Annotated in this window: 22 protein-coding genes; 15 read left to right on the plus strand and 7 right to left on the minus strand. The window is 64.3% G+C overall.

The annotated features are described in order from the left end of the window. Nucleotides 1-5 precede the first annotated feature (5 nt). From A3AU_RS0115940 to A3AU_RS0115950, 3 genes are read right to left on the minus strand one after another with little or no spacing between them, the layout of a single operon-like run. Nucleotides 6-995: a transketolase family protein gene (locus tag A3AU_RS0115940; protein ID WP_027053728.1), complete on the minus strand. Its 990-nt coding sequence runs from the start codon at nt 993-995 to the stop codon at nt 6-8. Next, complete coding sequence (locus A3AU_RS0115945; protein ID WP_027053729.1) at nt 995-1,840, minus strand: transketolase; 846 nt, start codon at nt 1,838-1,840, stop codon at nt 995-997. Before A3AU_RS0115945 ends, A3AU_RS0115940 begins: the two co-directional genes overlap by 1 nt. A gap of 4 nt (nt 1,841-1,844) precedes the next feature. After that, a complete protein-coding gene (locus tag A3AU_RS0115950; protein WP_027053730.1) occupies nt 1,845-2,639 on the minus strand; it encodes an SDR family NAD(P)-dependent oxidoreductase in 795 nt (264 codons plus the stop codon). Between the two features lie 119 nt (nt 2,640-2,758). On the opposite strand from A3AU_RS0115950, the gene A3AU_RS0115955 reads away from it, so the two are divergent. The 11 genes from A3AU_RS0115955 to A3AU_RS0116005 all read left to right on the plus strand — a co-directional run bounded on the left by A3AU_RS0115955 (nt 2,759) and on the right by A3AU_RS0116005 (nt 16,081). Further along, a complete protein-coding gene (locus tag A3AU_RS0115955; protein WP_027053731.1) occupies nt 2,759-3,979 on the plus strand; it encodes a mandelate racemase/muconate lactonizing enzyme family protein in 1,221 nt (406 codons plus the stop codon). A 139-nt stretch (nt 3,980-4,118) separates the two neighbouring features. After that, nucleotides 4,119-6,509 (plus strand): thiamine pyrophosphate-dependent enzyme, encoded by a 2,391-nt coding sequence (locus A3AU_RS01000000135590; protein ID WP_245235507.1) that lies wholly within the window; start codon nt 4,119-4,121, stop codon nt 6,507-6,509. A gap of 31 nt (nt 6,510-6,540) precedes the next feature. Then, nucleotides 6,541-7,551, plus strand: a complete 1,011-nt coding sequence (locus A3AU_RS0115965) for a C-terminal binding protein (RefSeq protein ID WP_032917504.1) — start codon at nt 6,541-6,543, stop codon at nt 7,549-7,551. Further along, entirely contained in the window at nt 7,548-8,273 is a 726-nt protein-coding gene (locus A3AU_RS0115970; RefSeq protein ID WP_027053734.1) for an E3 binding domain-containing protein, read from the plus strand. Before A3AU_RS0115965 ends, A3AU_RS0115970 begins: the two co-directional genes overlap by 4 nt. An 82-nt stretch (nt 8,274-8,355) precedes the next feature. Continuing rightward, nucleotides 8,356-9,120 (plus strand): GntR family transcriptional regulator, encoded by a 765-nt coding sequence (locus tag A3AU_RS0115975; protein WP_027053735.1) that lies wholly within the window; start codon nt 8,356-8,358, stop codon nt 9,118-9,120. A gap of 208 nt (nt 9,121-9,328) precedes the next feature. Then, on the plus strand, nt 9,329-10,393 hold the full coding sequence (locus A3AU_RS0115980) for a sugar ABC transporter substrate-binding protein (protein ID WP_027053736.1): 1,065 nt from the start codon (nt 9,329-9,331) through the stop codon (nt 10,391-10,393). Nucleotides 10,394-10,564: 171 nt separating this feature from the next. Next, nucleotides 10,565-11,626, plus strand: a complete 1,062-nt coding sequence (locus A3AU_RS0115985; protein ID WP_245235504.1) for a substrate-binding domain-containing protein — start codon at nt 10,565-10,567, stop codon at nt 11,624-11,626. A gap of 68 nt (nt 11,627-11,694) precedes the next feature. Beyond that, nucleotides 11,695-13,197: a sugar ABC transporter ATP-binding protein gene (locus A3AU_RS0115990; protein WP_027053738.1), complete on the plus strand. Its 1,503-nt coding sequence runs from the start codon at nt 11,695-11,697 to the stop codon at nt 13,195-13,197. A 9-nt stretch (nt 13,198-13,206) separates the two neighbouring features. Further along, on the plus strand, nt 13,207-14,232 hold the full coding sequence (locus A3AU_RS0115995; protein WP_245235505.1) for an ABC transporter permease: 1,026 nt from the start codon (nt 13,207-13,209) through the stop codon (nt 14,230-14,232). After that, nucleotides 14,229-15,197, plus strand: a complete 969-nt coding sequence (locus A3AU_RS0116000; protein WP_027053740.1) for an ABC transporter permease — start codon at nt 14,229-14,231, stop codon at nt 15,195-15,197. The genes A3AU_RS0115995 and A3AU_RS0116000 overlap by 4 nt, the downstream gene beginning before the upstream one ends. A 2-nt stretch (nt 15,198-15,199) precedes the next feature. Next, on the plus strand, nt 15,200-16,081 hold the full coding sequence (locus A3AU_RS0116005) for an SMP-30/gluconolactonase/LRE family protein (RefSeq protein WP_027053741.1): 882 nt from the start codon (nt 15,200-15,202) through the stop codon (nt 16,079-16,081). Between the two features lie 201 nt (nt 16,082-16,282). Here the strand turns inward: A3AU_RS0116005 and A3AU_RS0116010 are convergent, their stop codons facing one another. After that, entirely contained in the window at nt 16,283-16,498 is a 216-nt protein-coding gene (locus A3AU_RS0116010; RefSeq protein ID WP_027053742.1) for a hypothetical protein, read from the minus strand. Further along, nucleotides 16,495-17,250, minus strand: coding sequence for a COG4280 domain-containing protein (locus A3AU_RS0116015; RefSeq protein ID WP_027053743.1), 756 nt, complete (start codon nt 17,248-17,250; stop codon nt 16,495-16,497). The genes A3AU_RS0116010 and A3AU_RS0116015 overlap by 4 nt, the downstream gene beginning before the upstream one ends. 426 nt (nt 17,251-17,676) lie before the next feature. Between A3AU_RS0116015 and A3AU_RS0116025 the strand changes: the two genes are divergently transcribed. From A3AU_RS0116025 to A3AU_RS0116040, 4 genes are all read left to right on the plus strand, one after another. Continuing rightward, nucleotides 17,677-18,519: a transporter substrate-binding domain-containing protein gene (locus tag A3AU_RS0116025; RefSeq protein ID WP_027053744.1), complete on the plus strand. Its 843-nt coding sequence runs from the start codon at nt 17,677-17,679 to the stop codon at nt 18,517-18,519. Nucleotides 18,520-18,602: 83 nt separating this feature from the next. After that, complete coding sequence (locus tag A3AU_RS0116030; protein WP_245235506.1) at nt 18,603-19,349, plus strand: ABC transporter permease; 747 nt, start codon at nt 18,603-18,605, stop codon at nt 19,347-19,349. A 9-nt stretch (nt 19,350-19,358) separates the two neighbouring features. Further along, nucleotides 19,359-20,090 carry an ABC transporter permease gene (locus tag A3AU_RS0116035; protein WP_032917529.1) on the plus strand — a complete coding sequence of 244 codons (732 nt, stop codon included), beginning with the start codon at nt 19,359-19,361 and terminating at the stop codon, nt 20,088-20,090. After that, complete coding sequence (locus tag A3AU_RS0116040; protein WP_051355386.1) at nt 20,090-20,905, plus strand: ABC transporter ATP-binding protein; 816 nt, start codon at nt 20,090-20,092, stop codon at nt 20,903-20,905. The genes A3AU_RS0116035 and A3AU_RS0116040 overlap by 1 nt, the downstream gene beginning before the upstream one ends. A gap of 69 nt (nt 20,906-20,974) precedes the next feature. On the opposite strand, the gene phnN is transcribed toward A3AU_RS0116040, so the two are convergent. Both phnN and A3AU_RS0116050 read right to left on the minus strand, forming a co-directional pair. Beyond that, entirely contained in the window at nt 20,975-21,604 is a 630-nt protein-coding gene (phnN, locus tag A3AU_RS0116045) for a phosphonate metabolism protein/1,5-bisphosphokinase (PRPP-forming) PhnN (protein WP_027053748.1), read from the minus strand. Then, nucleotides 21,601-22,740 (minus strand): alpha-D-ribose 1-methylphosphonate 5-triphosphate diphosphatase, encoded by a 1,140-nt coding sequence (locus A3AU_RS0116050; RefSeq protein WP_027053749.1) that lies wholly within the window; start codon nt 22,738-22,740, stop codon nt 21,601-21,603. Before A3AU_RS0116050 ends, phnN begins: the two co-directional genes overlap by 4 nt. Nucleotides 22,741-22,753 lie beyond the last annotated feature (13 nt).

Genomic DNA, 22,753 nt, shown 5'->3' on the forward strand with positions numbered 1-22,753 from the left:
TGATCCTAATGCAGCGCGGCAATCGTTGCGATGACAGCTTCGGTCGTCAGGCCGTATTTCGCCTGCAATGTCGGCACCGCGCCGCATTCGATATAGCGGTCGGGCAGGCCGATGCGGATGACCTTCTTCGCGATCCCGGCATCGAACAAGGTCTCGACGACAAGGCTCGCCAAGCCGCCGACGACAACATGGTTTTCCGCCGTGACGATGTGGTTGAAGCCGGCGGCAAATTCGGCCACCGCCTCGGCGTCGAACGGTTTTATCGTCGGCACGTGGAGTACGCCGGCGGAGATGCCTTGTTTGCCCAAGGCATCGGCCGCGTCTAGGGCTCGCTCGGTCATGAAGCCGGTCGAGACGATGCCGACATCGGAACCTTCGCGAAGGCGCTGTGCCTTGCCGATCTCGAAGCTGTAGCCGGGTTCGAACACGACAGGCACGCTACCGCGCAGCAGCCGCATATAGACGGGCCCCGGATGTTCGGCGATCGCCGCCGTCGCGGCTTCGATCTCGGTCGCGTCGCAGGGATCGATGACGGTCAGGCCGGGGATCATCCGCATCAGCGCCAGGTCCTCGATCGCCTGATGCGTGCCGCCATAGCCGGTGGTGAGGCCGGGCAGGCCAGCGACGATCTTCACGTCGAGGTTGGAGTGGGCGAGCGCGATGGCGACGAAATCATAGGCGCGCCGGGTTGCGAACACGCCATAGGTGGTGGCGAAAGGCACCTTGCCGGTGCGCGCCAGACCGGCGGCGACGGCGACGAGATTCTGCTCGGCCATGCCGACATTGAAGAAGCGGTCCGGGAAAGCATCGCGGAACGGCAATATGTCGGTGTATTTGCCGAGATCGGCGGTCAGCCCGACAATGTTCGGTCGGCTCTGGCCAAGCCGCGCCAAAGCCTTGCCAAAGGGCGCCTCGACGCTCTGCCGGCCGCCACCAACCGCTTCGTCCTGGCCCATGGCCAGGGTGCGGCCGGCCTCCACCGTCGCGCTGCTCATCAGGCTGCTCCCACGGTCTTGTCGAACTCGGCGATGATGCCGTCCCACTGCGCGACGTCGATGCGGAAGAAGTGTGATTTCTCGGAGGTCTCGATGCGCGGCACACCCTTGCCGGGCAGTGTGCGCAGCACGATCGCCTTCGGCTTGCCGTCGCGGTTTCTTGCATCGGCCAGCGCGCCGACCACCGCCATCATGTCATTGCCGTCGATCTCGGATGTCGTCCAGCCGAAGGCACGCCATTTGTCGGCCACAGGTTCCATGTCGAGCACGACTGGGCCATCGGCCTGGATGCCGTTGCAGTCGATCAGCGCCACCAGGCCGTCGAGCTTGAAATGGCTGGCCGCCATTGCCGCTTCCCAGGTCGAGCCTTCCTGCATCTCGCCATCGGACAGTTCGACGAAAACCCGCGCATCGGATTTGTCGACGCGCAAGCCCAGCGCCTGGCCGACACCTTGCCCCAACCCATGGCCGAGCGAGCCACCGATCATTTCGACGCCGGGCGTGGTGTCGAGCGTCGACATCTCCAGCCGGCTGTTGTCGGCGCCGTAGGTGGTGAGTTCCTCGACGGCGATGATGCCGGCTTCTGCCAGTGCCGCCCATAGCGCGATGGAATAGTGACCGGTCGACAAAAGGAAGCGGTCACGATCGGGCCAGGCGAGATTGTGCGGATCGTAGCGTAGCTCATGGAAATAGAGCGCCGCCAGCACATCGGCGATGCCGAGGCCCTGGCCGATATAGCCCTGACCCTGGCCGCGGGCCATGGTCAGCATGTGACGGCGCAGCCGTGTCGCCTTGCGTTCGAGCACGCCGATATCGGCGCTGCCGGGTGGAGAATTTCGCAGCATTGGATCAGTCCTTGTCGAGCCCGCCCGACATGTTGAGCCGCTCGGCGGTCATGTATCTGGGCGAATCGAGGCAAAGCCAGACGACCGCTTCAGCAACTTCCGCGATCTCGGCGCGGCGGCCGAGCGGAATGCGGCGGGTGCGCTCGTCGAGGAAGGCCTGCAGATCGTCGCGGCCATTGGCTCGCGCAAGGTCGACCTCGGTCGAGCGCTGCATTTCCGTATCCATCATGCCGGGCGCCAGGCTGTTGACCAGCACGCCATAGGGCGCCAGCGCGACCGCCGCGGCGCGCGTGATGGAATCGACGCCGGCCTTGCTCGCCGTGTAGGCGGTGTAGTCGGGCAGCGCCATGCGCGAACCTGGCGAGGTGATGTTGACGATGCGCCCCGAACGCTGCTCGCGCATCACCCGGCCGGCCGCCTTGCAGGCCATGGCAAGCGCCGTGACGTTGAGCGCCAGCGTGCGCGTCCAGGCTCTGTAGGTGGCGTCGAGGAACGGCTCGATCACGCCATAGCCGGCATTGTTGACCAGGATGTCGATGCCACCCCAGCGCGCGACCACTTTTCCCACCGCCGCCTCCGGCGCGCCTTCCCCGGTGAAATCGCCGACGATGCATTCGCTTTCCGCGCCGGCGTCGCCGATCAGCGTGATCGTCTCCGCAAGCCCCTCGCCGTTGATGTCGGTGACCGCGACGACACAGCCGCGCCGGGCCAGCTGGACCGCCACCTCACGGCCGAGGCCGCCGGCGGCACCGGTGACCAGTGCTCTTCGTTGCGTCGTATTCTGATTTTCGACTGGCAAGCGAACACCCTCCCGGTGGCCATCTTGACGGGATTGATACCGGTACCATAAATGGCTGTCAACGACGATGTGCTATCGTCCCGCCGATCGCATGTTCCGCCGCAACCGGGAGAAAAAAGATGAAAGTCGTCGCGCTCGAAACGCTGCAGCTGGCGGAGTTCCCCTTCCTGTTCTGGCTGCGCGTCCACACCGATGCCGGCCTCATCGGCACCGGCGAGACCTTCTGGGCGCCGGGGCCGGTCGCCGCCTACATCCACGACAATGTCGCGTCCTATCTCCTGGGCAAGGATCCGCGCGACATCGAGCTGCACGACCGCACGCTGGGCAGCGTCTATGTCGGCGCGAGGGATTCCGGCGCCGAGCTGCGCGGCAATTCCGCCGTCAACATCGCGCTGTGGGATATCTATGGCCAGGCGCTCGGCGAGCCGGTCTGGCGGCTGCTTGGCGGACGCACCCACAGAAACGTCCCCATCTACAACACTTGCGCCGGCTACAAACATGCCCGTGCGACGAAGAAAAACGCGCTGTTCGAGCGCGGCGAGGACTGGTCGCTCAAGTCAGGCGATTCGAACGAAGGCCCGTATGAGGACCTGCTCGCCTGGCGCTACAATGCCGGCGACCTTGCCAGGAGCCTGAAATCCGAAGGTATCGGCGCCATGAAGATATGGCCGTTCGACATCGCCGCCGAGGCATCGAACGGCGCCCGCATTTCGCTGGCCGACCTCGACAAGGCGCTGGAGCCTTTTCACAAGATACGCGAGGCCGTCGGCCGCGACATGGAAATCATGGTCGAACTGCACGGCCTGTGGACCTTGCCGCCGGCTTTGCGCATCGCCGAGGCGCTGAAAGCCTTCGACGTCGCCTGGCTGGAGGAGCCGGTCCGCTACAACGAGCTCGACGCGATGGCCGAGCTGGCCCGCCACACCTCGATACCGATCGCCGCCAGCGAACGGCTGGCCTCGCGGCAGATGTTCAAGCAGCTGATCGACAAGCGCGCCGCCAGCGTGATCATGATCGACCTCGCCTGGTGCGGCGGGCTCTCCGAAGCACGCAAGATCGCCAACATGGCCGAAGCCAGCGAATTGCCGGTCACCTTGCACGATTGTACCGGGCCGATCGTCTATGCCGCCAGCTGCGCGTTGTCGGCGACCTTGCCGAACGTCAATTACCAGGAAGCGGTGCGCGCCTATTTCACCGGCTGGTACACCGAAATCGTCGCCGACATTCCACCGGTCAAGGACGGCCATGTCGCGCCGCTCGAAGGTCCGGGGCTCGGTCTCAGCCTGCGGCCGGAGCTGTTCCAGCGGCCTGACGCGGCCGTGCGGATCACCAAAATCTAGCCTCTCGTTCGGCGCTGCTCAGAGGCAGTAGACATTATGCTATTATAATCTATGATGCGCCGAAGCGAGTGACCAACAAGCTCGCGCCGGCGCTCTGCCGCCCGGTGTCAGGTTCAGTTTCAGGGAGGCTTTGGTGGCAATGTCCGCGGCGCGCGCACGCGACGAGTTCAAGGGCGCTCCAAACCTGCCCGATCCAGAAATTCTGCTCGATCTGTTCGAACGCATGGTGCTGTTGCGACGTTTCGAAAGCATCGCCCAGATCGCCTGTCGCAAGGGCGAAACGCCTGGCTTCCTGCATCTCTATATTGGCGAGGAAGCGACCGGTGTCGGCGTCTGCGCGCATCTCAGGCCAACCGACTGGGTGACGTCGACCCATCGCGGCCATGGCCACGCCCTGGCCAAGGGCGCCGATCCCGGCCGCGTGATGGCCGAACTGTTCGGCAAGGTTGACGGCATTTGCGGCGGCCGTGGCGGCACCATGCATCTCTACGATCGCTCGGTCGGCCTGTTCGGCACCAACGGCATCGTCGCTGCCGGCATCGGCCATGCCGTCGGCATCGGCATGAGCGCCCGCCAGCAGGGCCGTGACGACATCGGCGTCGCTTTCTTCGGCGATGGCGCTGCCAACCATGGCGGCTTTCACGAGGCGCTCAACTTCGCCGCCGTGCAGCGGGCGCCGGCGGTCTTCATCTGCGAGAACAACCTCTACGCCACTGCCACACCACTCAAATCGATCACGCTCAATCCCGAGATCGCAACCAAGGCCGCCTCGTATGGCATGCCGGGGGTCGCGGTCGACGGCAATGATGTCTTCGCCGTCTGGCTGGCCATGAAGGAAGCGACCGAGCGCGCCCGAGCCGGCAAGGGTCCAACGCTGATCGAGGCCAAGACCTACCGAATCGTCGGCCATCATGAAGGCGATCCGGTCATCGGCACTTACCGGACGCAAGAAGAGCTCGACGCCTGGATCAAGCGCGATCCGATCGACATGTTCCGCAAGAAGCTGGTCGAGGATTACGGCATCGCCGATGCCGAGGCGCTAACCGCGATCGAAGCGCGGATCGAGAAGGTGGTCGAGGACGCACTGACCTTCGCCCGCAATTCGCCCGAACCCGACCCGGCAACGGTGCGCCTGCATGTCTTCGCCGATCCGATCAATCCGCCGGCTGCCTTGGCTAGGCGCGCCGTCGGCGAGACGCGCACGCAAGGATGGCTCGAGGCGGTGCGCGACGGCCTCGCCGAGGAAATGCGCGCCAACCCGGCGATCCTTTATTTCGGTGAGGGCACCGGCGAGCGCGGCGGCAGTTTCGCCCATACCAAAAGCCTCTGGCAGGAATTCGGCGCCGATCGCATGGTCGACACGCCGATCTCCGAACAAGGTTTTACCGCTGCCGCCGTCGGCGCCTCGGCCACCGGAGCGCGCACCGTCTCGGACCTGATGTTCGCCGACTTCGCTTTCGAGACCGCCGGCCAGATTTTCCTGCAAGCGGCGAAACTGCGCTATATGACCAGCGGCCTGATGAGCGCGCCGATGGTGGTGCGCGTCGGCGCCGGCGCGCTGCGCAGTTCCGGCCCGCACCACAGCGGTATCTATCATCCGGTTTTTGCCCATATGCCCGGCCTCATCGTCTGCGTGCCGTCAACGCCGGCCGACGCCAAGGGCCTGATGAAGACGGCGCTCAGGGCCGGCGATCCTGTCATTATGCTGGAACCCAAGGCGCTCTTCGCCTCCAAGGGCGAAGTGCCGGTCGGGGAGCATTTTGTCCCGTTCGGCGTCGCCCGCATCGCGCGGGAGGGTGCCGACATCACCATCGTCGCCGCCGGCCAGATGGTGCAGCGTGCGCTGGAGGCAGCCGAAGCCTTGGCCGGCGAAGGCGTGGAGGCGGAGGTGATCGACCCGCGCACCATCATGCCGCTCGACATTGACAGCATCGTCGCCAGTGTCAGGAAAACCCATCGCCTGCTCATCGTCGACGAAGCCTGGGCGATGTGCGGCCTGGGCGGCGAGATTGCCCAGGCCATCAACGAGCTGGCCTTCGACGAACTCGACGCGCCGCCGGGCAGGCTGCACACCGCGCCGACCTCGCATCCCTTCGCGCCGGTGCTGGAGCGCGCCATGCTGGTCGACACGGCGCGCATCGCGCAGGGCGCGCGCGATGTCATAGCAGGCCAGCCGCCTGTGCCGGATCACTGGTACACGGTCGGCCTGAAAAGTGCCGCGCCGGCTAAATCCGCGCCTGTTCCAGCCAAGAAGCTGCCGGCAGCGCCGCCGGCCCAGGCACCCGCCGCCGGGGGCGACGAGCCGGTCACAATGCCGTTCGGCGATCTCACAGTCAGTGAAGGAACGGTCGTCAAATGGCTGAAGGCGGTCGGCGACCCGGTCAAGGAAGGCGAGCTGATTGCCGAGATCGAAACCGACAAGGCCGTGGTGGAGATAGAGGCGCCTCTCAGCGGAACGCTTGTCGCCATCGACCAGCCGGTCGGCGCCGTGGTGCCGATGGGCGGCCGCATCGGCGGCATCAAGAAATAATCATCGTACGGAAGAAATCCGAAGGACTGGCATGAAGATCCTGTGCGCCAACTGGCAAGCCGCCGACGAGGCCGAACTCGAGCGGGAACATTATCGCGACATCGAGTTCCTCCTCGCCCACTCGACCAACGACAGGGCCGCGGCACTCGATCCGGCCGTCTGCGCGTCGGTCGACGCCGTCATCAACTATTCGCCCACCCACAATGTCGCGGCCGCCCCGACAGCCTTTCCCAAGGCCAGGATCGCCGTTCGCTCCGGCGTCGGCTTCGACAACATCGACACGTCGGGTTGGGGCGCGCGCGGGATTCCGGCCTGCAACGTGCCGGACTATGGCACGACCGAAGTCGCCGACCATGCCGTCGGCCTGATGCTGGCGCTGACGCGCGGCACATCCGCCTATGGCGCGGCGCTTTGCGGCCATGGCGCCGAAGGCTGGCATTTCTCCAAGGCGCCGCTGGTGCGCCGGCACAAGGGCGCGACCTTCGGCATTGTCGGTCTCGGCCGCATCGGCCTCGCCACCGCCCGCCGCGCCGCCGCCTTCGACATGAAGGTGGTGTTTTACGACCCGCATCTCCTGTCCGGCGTCGACCTGTCGACCGGTTACGAGCGGGTCCATTCGCTGGGCGAACTGATGGGGCGCGCGGATGTGGTCAGCGTCCACGCGCCGCTGAGCGACGAAACCCGCAAGCTGCTTGGCGCGGCCGCATTCGCCGCCGCCAAGCCCGGTCTTGTCCTGGTCAACACGGCGCGCGGCCCAATCGTCGACCTCGGCGCGCTGGAGGCGGCGATGCGTGACGGCACCGTCGCCGGCGCGGGACTGGACGTCTTGCCGAACGAACCCGGCGATCTCGACCATCCGCTGCTGGCGGCATGGCGTGCCCGGGAGCCCTGGATCGCCAACCGCCTGATCGTCACCCCGCACGCCGCCTTCTACAGCCCGGCATCGATGCGCGACCTCAGGCTGAAATCGATCGAGGTCGTGCATGCCTATCTCGTCGAGGGCCGGCTCACCAACTGCGTCAATTCAGAGTATTTGAAATGAATGTCGCGCTGGCGCAAACTGTACGCGTGGCCGTGTCGCCCTATGCCCGCCGGCTGGCGCGCGAACGGTCTCTGCCTCTCGAAGCGCTTCGCGGCAGCGGCCCTGGCGGGCGTATCCTGGCCGCCGATGTCGTGAACTTCGTTCCGGTTGCCGCGCCGGTTTCGCCCGAAGTCGTCGCCGCGGCGGCGGCACTTCCCCCGGCCGCGTCCCGGATCGCCGCTTTTGCCACGTCCGTTGCCCTCGGCGCACTGCATGATTTGCTGGCGGCGCTTGAGAGGTCGGGGCATGTGTTGGCCATCGACGACGTGCTGCTGCGGGCTGTCGGTCGAGTCTTCGCCGAGATGCCTGACACCGCCAAGCTCGGCGACGCTTCGGTGGCGCTGGAGTTGCCAGGCCGGCAAACCGTATTCGCCATGATCCCCGAAATGTCCCTGACATCGCTGCGCACAATGCGGCTTGCGGCATTGGCCGACAGCCGTGATGAAACGGAAACCCCGGCGGTGTTGTCCCTGCGGCTGCTGCCGGCGCGCGACATCCGGCCGGTGATGATGCCGCTCCTGCCGGGTCGCGCCATGCGCCTCACCGTCTCGCTCGACATGGCGGCCGACCACGCCGAATGCCTGCTGACGGCGGATGCGGCAAGCATGGGTGAAGCCGCCGCCGCCGCGTGGCTCGCGACCCTGAAATCGGCGATCGAACAGCCGCTTCGGCTCTTTGTCTGAGCCGGTTGATCGTCGACAGCCTTGCCTAGCCTCTTGCGAAGGAAGCTATTATAAAAGCTTCGACACAGGCGCGACGAGGCACATGGACCACCCCAGCATCGACAGTCTTCCCAGGCGCACGCTCGGCCGTGCCAACGGCCCGCTCTATCGCCAGCTCGCCGATATCCTGCGCGAGCCGATCGGCAATGGCACCTTCCCCGTCGGCGGCGAATTGCCGAAGGAAGCGGCCATTGCCGAGCATTTCGGCGTCAGCCTCATCACAGTGCGCCAGGCGCTGCGCGATCTCGAGGCCGACGGCCTGATCCGCAAACGCTCGGCCAAGCCGGCAGTGGTGGCGGCGCGCAATCCGTCGGTCAATCTGAGCTGGAAGTTCAAGAACTTCGCCGACATGGCCGCCTTCACCAAGGACGCCGAGTTGACGGTGAAATCCTACCGCAAGGAGGTTTCGCCCGTGCTCCAGCGCCATTTCGGCATGGGCAAGGACGAGGCGGGCTACTGTTTGCGTGGCATCCTGTCGGTAGGCGAGCAGAAGAAGGCGCAGATCACCAGCTATTTCCCTCCGTCCGTCGGGGCGAAGCTGAAGCGGGACGATTTCTCCGATGTGCTGATCTTTCGTTCGGTGCAACGGCATCTCGGCCTGCGGTTGGACGTCGCGCATGTCACGGTGCGGGCCGAGATCGCCGATGAGGTCATCGCGGAAGATCTTGGCATCGCGCCGGGCAGTGCAATCCTCAGCGTCGAGATGCTCTATCAGTCGGCTGACCAGCAGAGCATCGAGTTCACCATCGCGCGTCATCCGGCCGACCTGTTCAGCATCAGCTACGACGCACCGAACGACCTGGCCTGAACCCGATAGGGGTTCATCGATGCGCCTTATCGGGGGATAGTGCGTGCGCGGATTTCCTTGCCATGGCCATGGACAGTTTTATAAAATTATAATAGCATCATAGCTAGGATGAAGGCCGTGCCGAAAGCCACGATCGAACGTGGATGCGCGGCCCCGTCCGATATCGGCGCGCTCGAGCGGCCGATACCAGATACGGGAGGAGGAAATCATGAAAGCAGGCGTATTTTTCGCCGGCCTTGCGGCGATCACGGTTACTTTGCTGTCGGTCGAAGCCGTGCCGGCCAATGCACAGGACAAGAAGCCCTACACCATCTATCTCTCCAACAATTTCGTCGGCAACGACTGGCGCCAGCAGATGCTGCGCAGCGCCGACATCGCGGTCAAGAAGCCGCCACTCGCCGGCCGTGTCGACCTCAAGGTCGAGGTGGTCGAGACCACGGTCCAGGCACAGATCAATTCCCTCAACAACATCATTCGCAACAAGCCCGATGCCATCGTCATCGATGCCGGCTCCGGCGAAGCGCTCAACCCGACGATCGAGAAGGCCTGCAATGCCGGCATCGTCGTCATCGCCTTCGATCAGATCGTCAGCGCTCCCTGTGCCTACACGATGGAGTCCGACTGGGGCCGGGCACCGCGCGTCGAGGCCGAATGGCTGGTCAAGAAACTCGGCGGCAAGGGCAAGATCCTCGTCGACCGCGGGCTTGCCGGCGCTCCGATTTCGGCCCAGCTGCAGGGTGGTTTCGAGGAAGTCATCAAGAAATATCCGGGCATCGAAGTGGTCGGCTATTTCAACGGCGACTATGCGCTGGGGCCGGAGCAGGCCGGTGTCGCCAGCCTGCTGGCGGCGCATCCGCAGGTCGACGCCATCTTCGTCCAGGGCTACGGCGCCGGAGCGATCAAGGCACTGCAGGATGCCGGTCGCCCGATCGTTCCCGTCACCGGCAGCCCTTTCAACCTGACGACCACGACCTGCGCGCAGACGCAAGGCGCGCAGTGCATCCTGGCGCCCAACCCTGCCTATCTGTCCGCCGAGGCGCTGAAGCTCGCCGTGGACATACTCGACGGCAAGAAGCCGGCGGAGAAGAAGATCCTGCTGCGCAACGCCTTCCTGACTACCGATCCGGTGCCGTCGGAATTGTATCCTGATGCGGCCATGCAGAAAATCGAGGTGGGCAAGAACGCCTTTCCCGACATGGCGCCGGGCCTGTTTCTTCCCGTCAGCCCGGACTGGGTGGAAATCACCCCGGCCGAGGCCGCCGGCTCGAAATGACGCAGCCTGCGGGCGGGTGACGAAATGGCAGCGTCCAGGCCCTCCGATACGCCTTGGCTTAAATTGACAAGGCGTATTGGTACCGGTATCAATTTGGATGCAAAACCCGCCAAGGCGGCGAAGTCCGTCAGCGCCGATGCAGGAAACACGAAGGAGGAGAGACCTATGAAAATGAAGACATTTTTTGGCGGATTGGCGGCCCTCGCCATGTCCGCGATCGCCATGAGCACCGCGCCGGGCCATGCAGAGGACAAGAAACCCTACACCATCTATCTCTCGAACAATTTCGTCGGCAATGACTGGCGCCAGCAGATGGAGCGCGTCGCCACCGTCTCGGTCAACAAGGGGCCGCTGAAGGGCCGCGTCGACCTCAAGATCGAGAATGTCGAGAACACCGTCCAGGCGCAGATCAATTCGCTGAACAACATCATCCGCCAGAAGCCGGACGCCATCCTCGTCGATGCGGGTTCGGACTCGGCCTTGAACCCGACCATCAAGAAGGCCTGCGACGCCGGCATCGTCGTCATCTCCTTCGATCAGGTGGTGACCGAGCCGTGCGCCTTTGCCGTCGCGTCGGACTGGGACCGCATCCCCTCCGTCATGGCCGAGTGGATGGCCACGCAGCTTGGCGGCAAGGGCAACATCATCCTCGATCGCGGCCTTGCCGGCGCGCCGATCTCAGCACAGCTGCAGGGAGGCTATGAGAAGGTTCTGGCCAAATATCCCGACATCAAGGTCGTCGGCTATTACAACGGCAATTATGCGCTCGGGCCGGAACAGTCCGGCGTCGCAGCATTGCTTGCCGCCAACCCGAAGATCGACGGCATCATGACGCAAGGCTATGGCTCCGGCGCCATCCAGGCACTGAAGGACGCCGGCCGTCCGATCGTTCCGGTCGTCGGCTTCTCCTACAATGTCGCCGCCGTCACCTGCGCGCAGACGCAGGGCGCCAAGTGCATCCTCGGTTCCAACCCGGCCTACCTGTCCTCGGAAGCGATCAAGCTGGCGGTCGACATCCTCGACACCGGCAAGAAACCGGCCGAGCGTTCCGTCTCGGTCAAGGGTGACTTCGTCACCACCGATCCCTTCGAGTCCAAGCTCTATCCCGGCACCAAGATGATCAAGATCGCGATCGGCGAAAATGCCTTCCCCGACCAGGCGCCCGGCCTGACGCTGCCGATCACGCCCGACTGGGTCGAGATCACCGCTGCGGAAGCCGCCGGAGCGAAGTAACATCCCGCAACCACGACCCTGTCTCCCGGCATCGCAAGATGTCGGGAGAGCTTTTCAAAGGCGCATCCATGGACCTTGTCTCCGTCAAAGGCCTGTCCAAACGCTATGGCGGCATCGTCGCGCTGAGCGAGGCGACATTCAGCGCCCGTGGCGGCGAGGTGCACGCCCTGCTTGGCGAGAACGGCGCGGGCAAGAGCACCTTCATCCAGATCCTGTCGGGCGCCGTGCGACATGATGGCGGCTCGATCCTGGTCGATGGCCAGGACTATCGCCCGGCCAATCCGGATGCGGCGCAGGCGCGCGGCATCGCCGCCGTCTTCCAGGAACTGTCGCTGATCCCCGATCTCAGCGTCGAACAGAACATCTGGTTCCGTCACGAGCCCCGTACGTGGCTTGGCACCGTCAATCGCGGCGAAATGCGACGCAAGACGCTGGCGCTGCTCGAAAGATATGATTTTCCAGCCCTTCGCCCCGACCAGGAACTGCGGCGGCTGACGCTTGCCGAACGGCAGATCGTCGAGATCGCCAAGGGCCTGGCCAAGGATCCGCGCATCCTGATCCTCGACGAGGCGACCTCGGCGTTGCCGGCGCGTGAAGCCGAATGGCTGCTGAAGCTCACCCGGCAACTGGCCGCCGAAGGCAGGCTGGTTATCTTCATCTCGCATCGTATGGCCGAGGTGCGCGCCATCGCCGACCGGCTGACCATCTTTCGCAATGGCGCCACCGTCGCCGCGCACGAGGCCAACGCCGTCTCGGACAATGAAATCGTCACCCAGATGATCGGCCGGCATCTTGATCGGCTCTATCCCGAGCGGGTTGCGACAGCGACCGATCGCATCGCGCTGCGGGTGAAGGGGTTTTCGAGCGGCAGTCGCCTTTCCGGTGTCGACTTCGCACTGCGCGAAGGCGAGGTGCTCGGCGTCGGTGGCCTGCAAGGCCACGGCCAGCGCGAACTCTTCCAGGCGCTGTTCGGCGCCACCAGGGCGAGCGGCGCGATCGAACTCTGGGGCAAGCCCACCTCGATCGGCAATCCGCGGCAGGCGCTGACCGGCAGGGACGGCATTGCCCTGGTGCCGGAGGACCGGCGCGGGCAGGGCCTGCTCCTGACCAAGAGCGTGCGCGAGAATTTGACGCTTTCGGTCATCAAGCGTTTTACCGAAAACGGCTTGCTGAGCCGGCAAAAGGAAGCTGCCCTGGTCAAGGCAATGGTCGATTTCCTGCGCATCAAGGCCGGCACGCCGGAACAGCTTGCCGGCACCTTGTCGGGCGGCAACCAGCAGAAGGTCATCTTCGGCAAGATGCTTTTGACCGAGGCGCGCGTGCTGCTGCTCTATGATCCGACACGCGGTGTCGATGTCGGCACCAAGGGCGAGATCTTTCAGCTCATGCGTGATCTCGCCGCCAAGGGTTACGCGATCCTGTTCCATTCCAGCGACATGCCGGAACTCGTCCATGTCGCCGACCGTGTCATGGTGATGCGCAACGGTCGCATTGCCGCGACGCTGGAGGGGGCTCTGATCTCGGAAGAAGGAATTTTGGGGGCCGCCATGCTTGAAACCAGGGCGGCCTGAGGCATGGTGATGTCCGCTGCGGAGAGACCGTTGGAGATGGCGCAAGGGCCGGCCGAGATGAAACCCAGCAAGGTGGCCATCGATTGGCGCGGTCGCCTGCTCGACCGCGCGCCGTTTCTCGTCGCGTGCCTGATGCTGGCCTTGATCATCGGCATCTATGGCAGCCTGCAATCCGGCGTCTTCACGCTGGACGAACTCAACCTCGACACGGCGGCGGCGATGACGCTGATGCTGGCGGCGACCGGGCAGACCATCGTGCTGGTACGCGGCGGCATCGACCTGTCGATCGGCGGCATGATCAGCCTCGGCACGGTGATCGCGGCGACGCGCTTCACCGATGATCCGTCGACCACTGCACTTTGGGCGTTGATCATTCTGGCGCTTGGCTTTGTCATCGGCGCACTCAATGGTTTGCTGATCTCACTGCTGAAGCTGCAGCCCTTCCTGGTGACGCTCGCCACTTGGTCGATCCTCAACGGTGTCGCCATGATCATCCTGCCGACCGATGGCGGCAGCATTCCCGGCTGGTGGGTCGGCTTCGCCTCCGCACAACTGTTCGGTGTCACCAGCCCGGTCTGGATGCTGCTGGTGCTGGTGCTGTTCTGGTGGTGGTTCCGTGCGACCTCGATCGGCACCACCATCCAGGCAACCGGTTCCAACGAGAAATCGGCCTTCCTGTCGGGCGTCTCGATCACAAGGGTCAACCTCGTCACCTACGGCCTCTCCGGCCTGTTCGCGGCCGGTGCGGCGCTGTTCCTGGTGACGCAGACCGGCGCCGGGTCGCCGACCATCGGCAAGGACTATATCCTGCCCTCGGTGGCGGCGGCGGTCATCGGCGGCGTCAGCCTGTTCGGCGGCCGGGGCCATCTCGCCGGCACGCTGATCGGCGCCTTCGTGCTGACCCTCATCGGCAATTTGGTCTTCGTCCTGCATGTGTCGAGCTACTGGCAGCCGGTCGCTTCCGGGGTCATCCTGCTGCTGTCGGTGCTGGCCAGTTCCGTCGCCGAGAAAGCCGCAAGGAACCGTGTCCAATGAGCGGCTTCCTCGCCCGCAACCGGCTCATCGTGCTCGCCTATGCCGGCATGGTCGTGCTGCTCCTGGTGACGGCGATGTTCTCGCCGGGCTTCCTGTCGGTCTCCAATATGCGCTCGACCGTCGTGCTGGCGGCCTTCGTCGGCATTGTCGCGCTCGGCCAGACCTTCGTCATCATCGGCGGCGGCATCGACCTGTCGGTGCCCTGGGTGCTCAATTCCGCCGCCATCGTCATGGCGCTGCTTTGCGGCGGCCAGGATCTACCGCTTGTCTGGGTCATGCCGCTGCTGCTTGCCGGCGGCGCCTTCATCGGCCTTATCAACGGTGTCGGCGTCGCCCAATTCGGCGTGCCGCCGATCATCATGACGCTGGCCACCAATGTCATCCTGCAAGGGCTGATCCTGGTGCTGACCGGCGGCTCGCCGACGCCATCCGCGCCGGCCCTGATCCAGTTTCTCTCGGTCGGTCGGCTCAGCGGCTTTCCGGTCATCGCACTGATCTGGCTGGCGCTGACGCTGGCGGCGACGCTGCTGCTCTCCAAGGCGGCGTTCGGCCGCCATCTCTATGCGCTAGGCACCAGCGCCACGGTCGCCGAATTCTCCGGCGTGCCGACGGCGCGCACCACCATCCTGACCTATGTCGTCTCGGGCCTCACCGCCGCCTTCGCCGGCATGCTTTTGACCGGCTATTCCGGCCAGGCCTATCTAGGCATGGGCGACGCCTATCTGTTCACCTCGATCGCCGCGGTCGCCATTGGCGGCGCTTCGATACTCGGCGGCAGCGGCCATTATCTCGGCACCGTCGCCGGCGCCATGGTGCTGACCATTCTCACCGGTCTTTTGCCGGCGCTGAACCTGTCGAGCGGCGCGCTGCTCATCGTCTATGGCGCCGTCATCCTGCTGACCGTGTCGATCGGCAGCGAAACCTTCGCCGGGCTCGGCGGCAGGCTGCGCAGAAAAGAGGGCTGACCATGGTCGAAATTTCGTGTGTCGTCGATGCCAAGGCAGAACTTGGCGAAGGCACGCTCTGGGACCCGCGAGCTGGCGTGCTCTGGTGGATCGACATCTGGAAGAAGCTGATCCACCGCTACGATCCCGCGACTGGCAAGGACGAGGTGTTCGAAGCGCCGGAATATCTCGGCTGCCTCGGCCTGCGCGCGAAGGGCGGCCTTGTGCTGACCATGACCAACGGCTTCCATTTCTTCGACCCTAAGACCGGCAGGTTCGAGGCGATCATCGATCCCGAAGCGCATATGCCGAAGACCCGCTTCAACGACGGCAAGCCGGACCGCCAAGGCCGCTTCTGGTCGGGCTCGATGTTCGAGGTGCCGGGCGAGCCAATCGAATTCATCGGCGCGCTCTACCGGCTCGATCCCGACCTTTCCGTGCACAGGATGATCGACGGCATCGGCTGTTCCAACGGCCTCGCCTGGAGCCCGGATTCCAAGACCATGTATTTCTCCGACAGCCATGCAGGGGCCGTCTGGGCCTATGATTTCGATCCCGCCAGCGGCGATATCGAGAACCGCCGCACTTTCATCGACATGACCGTCACCGGCGGTCTCGCCGATGGTGCGACGGTGGACGCCGAGGGCTGCTACTGGGTGACCATACCGGTCACCAGCAAGGTCTGCCGCTACGATCCAAGCGGCCGCCTGATGCAGACCGTGCTGCTGCCCACCGACCTGCCGACCTGCTGCGAATTTGGCGGCAAGGATCTCGACATCCTCTATGTCACCTCGGCCGTGCTCAGGCGCCCGGCCAGCCACTTTGTCGGACAGAAGAACCCCGGCGGCCTGTTCGCGCTCGACGTCGGCGTCAAGGGCCTGACACTGCCCGCGTTCAAGGGCTGACGCCCTCGCTCAAACCGCCGGCATGACCAGCGGCGTTTCGACCGTGCGCGTCGTTCCGGCAGCGAAACGATGCTTGATTAAGAGCCATTCCAGGAAAGTATGTAACGGTTTTCCGTCCGGAATTGCGTAAAAATAAAGAGTCAAAGCGGTTCGGCGATTCCATCAAACGCTGAACCGCTCTAGTTTGCCTGCTCGCAGGCACTACCGATTGGTGGCGCGTGCGGCGCGGCGAACGCTTTGCAACAGGATGGCGAGGCAGCCGACCAGCAGCAGCGCGCCGCCGAGTAGCGGCGGCAGAGCCAGCAGCTTCACCGCCGCCGTGACGGCGGCCACCAGCACCAGTGCCAGCAGCGCCAGATTGCCGTCATCGACGAACATGCCGAAGAATTCTGTGGCGACAAGGCGAAGGGCGTTCATCGGGCGAGCCCTCCGGCGGCTGCGGGATAGGTGCTGCGCAGCCAGCGCACCATGGCAAAGGACGCCAGGGCGACGATGGCGAAGATGGCGAGCAGGGCGAGATCGGCGCCCGGCCAGTCGGCGCCGATGCCTTCGCCTGTCCAGAAAATGCCGAAGCTGGTCAGCATCAGCCCGACCACGAATTTGAGCGCATTCTCCGGCACGCGCGCCAGCGGCCGGTGGACCGCCAGGCCGACAAGCATCACCAGGATGAAGGCCGCCAGCGCGCCCAGGCTGGCATAGAGCGTCTGCCCGTGCGCCGAGCCAACGGCAATGACGATGAACACCACCTCGACGCCCTCGAGCAGCACCGCCTTGAACGACGCCAGCCCGGCCAGGTAGTCGGCGCGGCGGTCCTTGGCCTGCCGGCGCAAGACGGCGGTCTCCTCGAAAAAGGCCGCCTCCTCGTCATGCAGGGCGATGACGCCGACGCTGCGCAGGATGGCCTTTCGCAGCCAGCGCATGCCGAACAGGATCAGCAGCACGCCGACGACGAACTGCAGCGTGGTGATCGGCACCAGCGCCAGCAACGGTCCGAATGCCAGCACCAGCGCCGCCAACAATGCCAGCGCCAAGGCGGCACCCGTCAGTGCCGGGGCCCAGCTGCGCGTCACGCCGACCGCAAGCACGATGGTGAAGGCTTCGACGACCTCGACGAACGAGGCCAGGAATGCCGCCGTGACTGTCGAGAGGATGGGTGTCAGAGTCTGCATTGAGGGCTTCCTGCGCTGTCTTGCTCGACCATGGTCTTTTTGGCGGGTCATTTCCACCCTTCGGGACCGCGCTCGGGATCACTATGCGGTCAGCACGCCGTGGCGAAAAGGCCGGCGAGGCGCCAAGCGGCCAGTCGAGCCGCGCGCGCCGCGGCCTGGGATCGGCCGCCAGCCGCCAGAATCAGCCCTGATGCCGCTCGAACCCCGCCCTGTAGGCGGCGGTCCGGACAGGCCTCGGCGGCGCGCGTATCCGCCTCGCCCTGGCGATCCGATCGCTGCCCGTATTGAGCGTGCCCGGCACCGCGACGCGGTTTGACAAGCCCTTGCAACAATGCGTGAACCAGAAAACTGCGCTTGTCGCAGAATTAGGGCTGGGCTAAGCAATTGGCATCAGAGGGTTTTAAAAACAAAAAAGGGAGAAGTATCGTGACATCCTCACGTTGGATTGCGCTCGCGGCGCTGGCGCTGACCTGTTCGACCCCTGCGATGGCCAAGGACTGGAAAACCGTCACCGTGGCCATGGAGGGCTCCTATGCTCCCTGGAACCAGACGGATGCCAGCGGCAAGATCGTCGGGTTCGAGGTAGACATACTCAATGACGTCTGCGCCCGCGCCAAGCTTGAATGCACCATCGTGGCGCAGGATTGGGACGGCGTTGTGCCCGGCCTGACGGCAGGCAAGTTCGACATTGTGATGGATGGCATGTCGATCACAGAGGAGCGCATGAAGACGATCGACTTCTCGATCCCCTACGCCTCTTCTCCGGTGGCCTTCCTTGCAGACAAGAATGGCCCGCTGGCGCAGCTGTCCAACAGCGGCAAGATGATCGATCTTTCGAAGGACGATGCCGAATCCAAGGCAGCGCTCGACACGCTGCGCAAGGAACTCACCGGCAAGAATGTCGGCTTGCAGGTGTCGACCACGGAGGCGACTTTTGCCGACAAATATCTCAAGGATGTCGCCAACGTCCATGAATACAAGACCACCGACGAGCATGACCTCGATCTGATGGCGGGCCGCATCGACGTGGCTTTTGCCGACACCACCTACTTCCTCGGCACGTTGGCCAAGCCCGATGCCAAGGACCTGGAATTCGTCGGACCGCAGTTCAAGGGTGGCCCGATCCTGGGACCGGGTATCGGCGCTGCTTTCCGCAAGACCGACAAGGACCTGCAGGACATCTACAACAAGACCCTCAAGGCAGCCCTCGATGACGGCTCGGTATCCAAGTACAGCATGCAATGGTTCAAGATCGACATCACCAAGTGATGTCGCAACGGGAGCAGCCTTGGCTGCTCCCGTTTTTACATTGAGGTGAGCACCCGCATCTCGACGCCCGGAGGGAGGCGTACTTGGAGTTTCTGAGCAATCTGCAGGAGCAGCTGTCGACGGCTTATGAGCTCCTGGCTGCCGGTTGGGGCGTGCAATTGCTCTGGGGCATCGGATGGACCCTGGCGGTGACCACGGTCTCGATGGCCATCGGCGCCTTGCTGGGATCACTGGTGGCGGCGGCCAAGCTTTCGCATCACGCCGGGCTGAGATTCCTCGGCGAGAGCTACACCACCGTGTTCCGCGGTGAGCCGGAACTTCTGGTAATCTATCTTTTCTACTATGGCGGCACGCAAATCCTGACGGGTGTCGCCAGGTCCACCGGATCGATAGGGTCGACCGATATTTTGAACATGCCGAGCTTCCTTGGCGGCGTTCTCGCGGTCGGCATCATTTCGGGCGCGTATCAGGCCGAGGTTTTCCGCGGATCGTTCCTGGCGATCCATCGCGGCGAACTGGAGGCGGCTCGCGCCTATGGCATGTCGGCCTGGCTGCGTTTTCGCCTGGTGATCATGCCGCAGGTGCTGCGTCTGGCGGTGCCGGGGCTGGGCAATGTGTGGCAGCTGACGATCAAGGATTCGGCGCTGATCTCGGTCACCGGCGTTGCCGAATTGATGCTGACCGCCAACAAAGCCGCGCGTTCAACACACCATTCGCTGCTTTTCTACACCGTCGCCGGCATTCTCTACCTCGTGATGACGTCGATCTCGACGCCGATCTTCGACAAGGCCGAGCGTTACACCTCACGCAGCTTTCTGCGTCCGAAATAAGAGGTGGAAGTGGATTACAACTTCTACCTTTCAACCATGTGGAGCGTGCTGAAGGCACTGCCGCTGACGCTTGAGATCTGGTTCTTCGGCATCGCTTTCGGCCTCATCATTGCGACCGGCCTGACCTGGCTGCGGGCGTCGGGCTATAGGCTCGGCGAATATGTCACCCGCGCCTATGTCTTCGTCTTTCGCGGCTCGCCGCTGCTTGTGCAGCTCTATCTGATCTATTTCGGGCTCTCTCAGTTCGATTTTGTTCGCCACAGCCCGATCCTGTGGCCGATTCTGCGCGATCCGATGTATTGCACCATCGTCGCCATGGCCCTGAACACGGCCGCCTATGAGAGCGAGATTTTCCGCGGTGCGCTGCGGGCGGTGCCGGTCGGCCAGATCGAGGCGGCCAAGGCGTTCGGCATGTCGGCTTTCACCCGTTTCCGCCTCGTCACGCTGCCGATTGCGTTGCGGCTGGCGCTGCCGGCCTATTCGACCGAGATCATCCTGATGACCAAGGCGACCGCGCTCGCTTCCGTGGTGACGATCATGGAGATGATGGGAACGGCGCAAAAAATCCAGCACGATACGTTCCGACCGATCGAGGTGCTGACCTGCGCCGGCGTCATCTATCTATTGCTCAACCTGTCGATCGCGCGGCTGTTCGCCTGGGTCGAGTACCGGCTTTCGCCGCATCTGCGTCCCGCGCCCGAACAGTCCCAGCAAATCAAGCCCATTCCGGAGGTGTTGTGATGCCGGCAAATCTTGCCGCTGCCGCGAAAGCGGCGCCGTCCTCCGATGAGACACCGGCCATCAGCGTCAAGGACCTGCGCAAATGCTTCGGCGATCATGAGGTGCTCAAGGGCATTTCGCTCGAGGCCCACAAGGGTGACGTCATTTCCATCCTTGGCTCGTCGGGCTCCGGTAAAAGCACGATGCTGCGTTGTATCAACCTCCTGGAGACCCCCGACTCGGGCGAAGTACGTGTCGACGGCGAACTCATCAAGATGAAACCGGGACCAAACGGCAACCAGGTGCCGGCCGATATCCGCCAGGTGGAGCGGATTCGCGCCAACCTCGCCATGGTTTTCCAGAGCTTCAATCTTTGGTCGCACATGACGGTGCTCGAGAACCTTGTCGCGGCGCCGACGCATGTGTTGAAGCGGCCGCGCGCCGAATGCGTGGAACAGGCCGAGGAGTTGCTAAAGCGCGTCGGCATCTGGGAGCGCCGCAACTATTACCCGCCTCACATGTCCGGAGGCCAGCAGCAGCGCGCCGCGATAGCGCGTGCCCTGGCGATGAATCCCAAGGTGATGCTGTTTGACGAGCCGACCTCCGCACTTGATCCGGAACTGGTTGGCGAGGTGCTGCGGGTCATGCGCTCGCTCGCGGAAGAAGGTCGCACCATGTTGGTCGTGACGCATGAAATGGGGTTTGCCCGCGACGTGTCGAGCAAGGTGATGTTCCTTCACAAGGGCGAGGTGGATTCGCTGGGCGAACCAAAGGAAATGTTCGCCAGGCCACCGACGCAGCAGTTCAAGCAGTTTATCACGAACTTCAACAAGTGATGCATCGGCGTCCACGAAGCCCGGGCGGAACCCCCTCGCGAAGAAGGCGACCTTCCGCGTAGCTACGCGCTAGATCAGCCCCGACATGTCGGAGAAGGCCATTGCCTTGCGCAGCAACTCGGCGAACCGCTCGCCGGCCAGCTCGCGCCGGCCGCTGTTGTCGATCGTGGTGACGCCGGGACCGGACAGCGTGACGTTGGCACTGCGCGCCAGCCGCGCCAGCACTTCGCCGCGCGACTCGCGGCCGCGCATCGCCAGCCGTTCGGCCAGCACGTCATGCGAGGCGGTGATCTCGACGACGGCCAGATTGGCATAGCGCTCGCGCAAGGAGGGGATGATCGCGCGCGATACGTTCGCCACGGCGACATGGCCATTGGCGACCGACCAGTCGACATCGGCGGGCAGGCCATAGCGCAGGCCGTGCGCTTCCCAGGAGATGGCGAAGGCGCCGTCGGCCTCGGCCTCGACGAAGGCGGCATCGGCCAGCGTGTCGTGATCCTCGCTCGCGGCATCGCTCGGCCTGGTGATGACGCGACGGACGAACTCCAGCCGGCTCTCGTCGGCGAACAGCGCCCGGGCGTAGCCGATCACCGTGTCCTTGCCGGCGCCGCTAGGCCCCACCACGGCGACAAAGACGCCATGGCGGATCGGAAATGTTTCGGCGGACAATTCACGCTCGATCAAGGCCGACACCATCACGCGACCCGGCGCCCTTGCCGCCAGACCGTGCGCACCACCGGCACATGGTCGTCGACCCGCACGCGCACCAGATCGGCGCGGCGGCCCTGCTCGATGATGCCGCGGTCGGTCAGGCCAACGGCTTCGGCCGGGTTCTTCGAAACCATGGCCACCGCTTGCGGCAGCGAAATGCCTTCGACCATATCGCCGAGGAAGAACGCGGACTGGATCAGGCTGAAGGGAATATAGTCCGAGGACAGTATGTCGAGAAGCCCGTCACTGGCCAGCGTGCGCGCCGAGACATTGCCCGAATGCGATGCGCCGCGCATGACATTGGGCGCGCCCATCAGCACGCCCATGCCCGCGGCCTTCGAAGCCCGCGCCGCTTCCTCGGTCGTCGGGAACTCGGCGACGCGCACGCCTTGTTCGATCGCCTCGTCGACATGGCCCGATGTGGCGTCGTCATGGCTGGCCAGCACGATGCCGCGCTCGTGGCAGGCGGCTGATATCACCGCGCGGTTCGGCGCCGAATTGCGCGCCGATTCCGCCATCCGCTTCTCGCAGAACAGTTTGAAGTCGCGGTCGGTCAGCTTCAGCTTGCGCTGGTAATAATAGGCATAGGTTTCGAGATTGACGAACTGGCGCTGGCCCGGCGCATGGTCCATCAGCGATGCCAGCTTGACCCGCTCGTCCGCGTCGAAATTGGCGAAGGCCTGCAGGCAGTCCGGCGCCGAAACCTCGCAGCGCAGATGCAGGAAGTGATCGGCACGCAGGCGATCCTGCCGGACACTGTCCTCGATCGCGTCGGCCAATTTGCGGATGTCGGCGGAAGTGAGGTCGGCGTCCTCGTCCATGCCGACGCGCAAGGCGTCGAGCACGGTGGTGATGCCAGCGGTCGCGACCTGCGCGTCATGGGCAAGCACGGCGGCGATGGGGTTCCAGCGCACCTTCGGCCGTGGCGCATAGTGACCTTCCAGATGATCCGTATGCAGTTCGACCAAGCCGGGGATGACATAGTCGCCACCCATGTCCTCGCCAGTGCGGCTGCTGCCCGCATCGATGCCGGCGATGAAGCCGTCATGCAACACCAGCGACCCCTCGACGATCTCGTCGGCAAGCACGATGCGGGCGTTGGAAAGAACGGTCTCGGCGGTCATCTCAAGCAGTCCT

The organism is Mesorhizobium erdmanii USDA 3471, assembly GCF_000472705.1.
Taxonomy (GTDB): Bacteria; Pseudomonadota; Alphaproteobacteria; order Rhizobiales; family Rhizobiaceae; genus Mesorhizobium; species Mesorhizobium erdmanii.